Annotated in this window: 3 protein-coding genes; all 3 read left to right on the forward strand. The window is 52.3% G+C overall.

Going from position 1 to position 3,560, the window contains the following annotated elements; genetic code table 11:
- A partial coding sequence (locus tag ACTHUT_RS15635) for a peptide chain release factor 1 (RefSeq protein ID WP_440419002.1) occupies positions 1-681 on the forward strand: 681 nt, incomplete at its 5' end.
- 148 nt (positions 682-829) lie between these two features.
- Entirely contained in the window at positions 830-2,332 is a 1,503-nt protein-coding gene (gene pta / locus ACTHUT_RS15640; protein ID WP_003686207.1) for a phosphate acetyltransferase, read from the forward strand.
- 117 nt (positions 2,333-2,449) lie between these two features.
- Positions 2,450-3,532 carry a tRNA (uridine(54)-C5)-methyltransferase TrmA gene (gene trmA / locus ACTHUT_RS15645; RefSeq protein WP_250599953.1) on the forward strand — a complete coding sequence of 361 codons (1,083 nt, stop codon included), beginning with the start codon at positions 2,450-2,452 and terminating at the stop codon, positions 3,530-3,532.
- Positions 3,533-3,560: the final 28 nt, after the last annotated feature.

Raw genomic sequence — 3,560 nt, forward strand, 5'->3', positions numbered from 1 at the left:
CGTATGTACAGCCGCTACGCCGAGCGCAACCGCTGGCAGGTCGAAATCGTTTCCGCCAATGAAAGCGAATTGGGCGGCTATAAAGAAGTCATCGCCCGCATTATCGGCTTGGGCGCATACAGCCGTCTGAAATTTGAATCCGGCGGCCACCGCGTGCAACGCGTCCCTGCTACCGAAAGCCAAGGCCGTATCCACACCTCCGCCTGTACCGTTGCCGTCATGCCCGAAGCGGACGAACTCGAAGACATCGAGTTGAACCCAGCCGATCTGCGCATCGACACCTTCCGTGCATCCGGCGCGGGCGGTCAACACATCAACAAAACCGACTCCGCCGTCCGTATTACCCACTTGCCGACAGGCATGGTGGTCGAATGCCAAGACGGCCGCAGCCAACACGCCAACAAAGCGCAGGCAATGAAAGTCCTCGCTGCCCGCCTGAACGACGCACAAAAACGCGAAGCCCAAGCCAAAGAAGCCGCTGAACGCAAATCCCTGATCGGCAGCGGCGACCGCAGCGAACGCATCCGCACCTACAACTACCCACAAGGTCGCGTTACCGACCACCGCATCAACCTTACCCTGCACAAACTGGATTTTGTGATGGACGGCGATTTAGAAGAAATCACCAATGCCCTGATTGCCGAGCATCAAGCCGAGCTTTTGGCAGCAATGGGGGATTGATGGATTTGGTCCATTGCGTTTATACTTTTCAGACGGCCTGATGACATATGTTAATATGGCCGTGTATATGTTATCCCGAAGTGATAAATGCAGCACCAGCTGCGCCACAGCAACACCCTTCTACAATCACCGAATGAGAGGACACAAAATGGCAAAAATCCTGATCGCACCGGTATCTGCCGGTCTGAGCGCCGATGCAGCGGCAAAAGCATTTGCAGCAGCATTAAATGCGCAAGTTTTCCAAGCCGTTGACCCTGCTGCCGAAACCCTGTTGGCTCAAGGCAAAAGTGACGATTGGTTTGACGCACTTGTCGGTAAAGTTGCAGCATTAAATGCAGACAATCTCGTTATCGAAGGCATCACTCCTGATGCGGACAAATTGTTCTTGGCAGGCAAAAACGTTGAATTGGCGCTGTCTTTGGATGCAGGCGTTGTATTGGCGCTGAAATCCGACAACACTGATGCCGCTGCCGTCACTCAACAATTGAATCTTGCCAAACAGCTCTATACCAACTCTCCAGGCTTATTGGAAGGCTTTATCATTGACGGCGCAGCCGCTGCTTTGGGCGCACAAGTTGCCGAACAAACCGGCCTGACTTTCTTCGGCTCCAGCGACAAACTGCAAGACGTATCCGCTTTGGCCAAACGCGAAGCCAAACGCCTGTCTCCAGCCCAATTCCGTTACAACCTGATCGATTTTGCCCGCAAAGCCGATATGCGCATCGTTCTGCCTGAAGGCGCAGAACCGCGCACCGTCGCCGCTGCCGCCATCTGCCACGAAAAAGGCATCGCTCGTTGCGTACTGTTGGCTACCCGCGAAGAAGTTGAGGCCGTAGCTAAAGAACGCGGCATCTCCCTGCCTGATTCTTTGGAAATCATTGATCCTGCTTCTTTGGTTGAGCAATACGTTGGGCCGATGTGCGAATTGCGCAAATCCAAAGGCCTGACTCCTGAAGACGCACGCAAACAGCTGCAAGACACCGTCGTACTCGGCACCATGATGATGGCTCAAAACGACGTAGACGGTTTGGTTTCCGGTGCAGTCCACACTACTGCCAACACTATCCGCCCTGCCCTGCAACTGATTAAAACCGCTCCGGGCGCAAGCCTTGTATCCAGCGTATTCTTCATGTTGCTGCCTAACCAAGTATTAGCATTTGCCGACTGCGCGGTTAACCCAAACCCAACTCCGGAACAACTGGCCGACATCGCCATCCAATCTGCCGACAGCGCCAAAGCCTTCGGTATCGATCCAAAAGTAGCCATGATTTCCTACTCTACCATCAACTCAGGCAGCGGCCCTGATGTCGATGCGGTGATCGAAGCAACCAAACTGGCGAACGAAAAACGCCCTGATTTGGCCATCGAAGGTCCGTTGCAATACGATGCGGCTACCGTTCCATCTATCGGCCAATCCAAAGCTCCGGGCAGCGCTGTTGCCGGTCAAGCAACCGTTTTGGTTTTCCCAGACCTCAATACCGGCAACTGTACTTACAAAGCCGTACAACGCAGCGCCAACGTCCTGAGCGTAGGCCCGTTGTTGCAAGGTTTGCGCAAACCGGTTAACGACTTGTCCCGCGGCGCATTGATTGAAGACATCGTCTTCACCATCGCCCTGACTGCCGTTCAAGCCAAACAAATGCAAGGCTGATTGACAAGCTGATGCTTTACAATCAAAGGCCGTCTGAAACCGATGTTTCAGACGGCCTTTCGTATCTTTGCGCCAACTATATTATAATTCGCCATTATTTTCCGAAAGACTGCCCCAATGACTGCCTACCAGCAACAACTAGCCGACAAAAAGCAATATCTTCAGCAACTTTTCCAAGGACTGGATTTCCCTGAAATCGAAGTCTTTGAATCTCCGGAACAGCATTACAGAATGCGTGCCGAGTTCCGTATCTGGCATGAGGGCGGTGAAATGTTTTACGCCATGTTTGAGCGCGGGCAAAAGGCAAGCGGGGCAAGCCTGATCCGTTGCGACCAATTTCCTGCCGCATCCGAATCCATCAATGCCTTGATGCCGAAATTGATTGAAGCCACATCCAATCATCCCGAGCTGAAAAACCGCTGGTACGCCGTCGAATTTTTGTCCACGTTAAGCGGCGAAATGCTGGTTACCATGATTTACCACAAGAAGCTGAACGAAGCATGGCAACAAGCCGCGCAAGAGCTGGCGCACAATTTGGGCATCCACATTATCGGCCGCAGCCGCGGACAGAAAATCGTATTGAGCCAAGATTTTGTGACCGAAACGTTGGAAGTCAACGGCAAAACCTTCCGCTATCGTCAAATCGAGGGCAGCTTTACCCAACCCAATGCCCAAGTGTGCCAAAAAATGCTGACGTGGGCGTGTGATGCTGCGCAAAACTTAGGCAAAGACCTGCTTGAGCTGTACTGCGGCAACGGCAATTTCACCCTGCCGCTTTCGCAACATTTCAATCAAGTGTTGGCAACCGAAGTCTCCAAAACTTCTGTCAATGCCGCCCAATGGAATATTGAAGCCAACCAAATTACCAATCTCAAAATCGCCCGCCTGTCTGCGGAAGAATTTACCGAGGCCTACACGCAAAACCGCGAATTCCGCCGCCTGCAAGAACAAGGCATCGATTTGAAAAACTATGATTTTTCAACTATTTTTGTCGATCCTCCACGCGCCGGTGTTGATGATGAGACGCTCAAATTGGTTGCCCGATTCGACAACGTCCTCTATATTTCCTGCAACCCTGAGACCCTACGCACCAACCTCGATACGCTCTGTCAAACCCATACCATCGAACGCGCCGCCCTGTTCGACCAATTCCCATTTACCCACCATATCGAAAGCGGCGTTTGGTTGAAGAAAAAATAAAACCATACAAAAAGGCCGTCTGAATGTT

It is taken from the genome of Neisseria sp. P0022.S010 (genome assembly GCF_051956635.1).

Bases quoted from the DNA above. Each gene is read 5' to 3' on its own strand.
- pta (WP_003686207.1), top strand. From the start codon at position 830: ATGGCAAAAATCCTGATCGCACCGGTATCTGCCGGTCTGAGCGCCGAT.
- trmA (WP_250599953.1), top strand. From the start codon at position 2,450: ATGACTGCCTACCAGCAACAACTAGCCGACAAAAAGCAATATCTTCAG.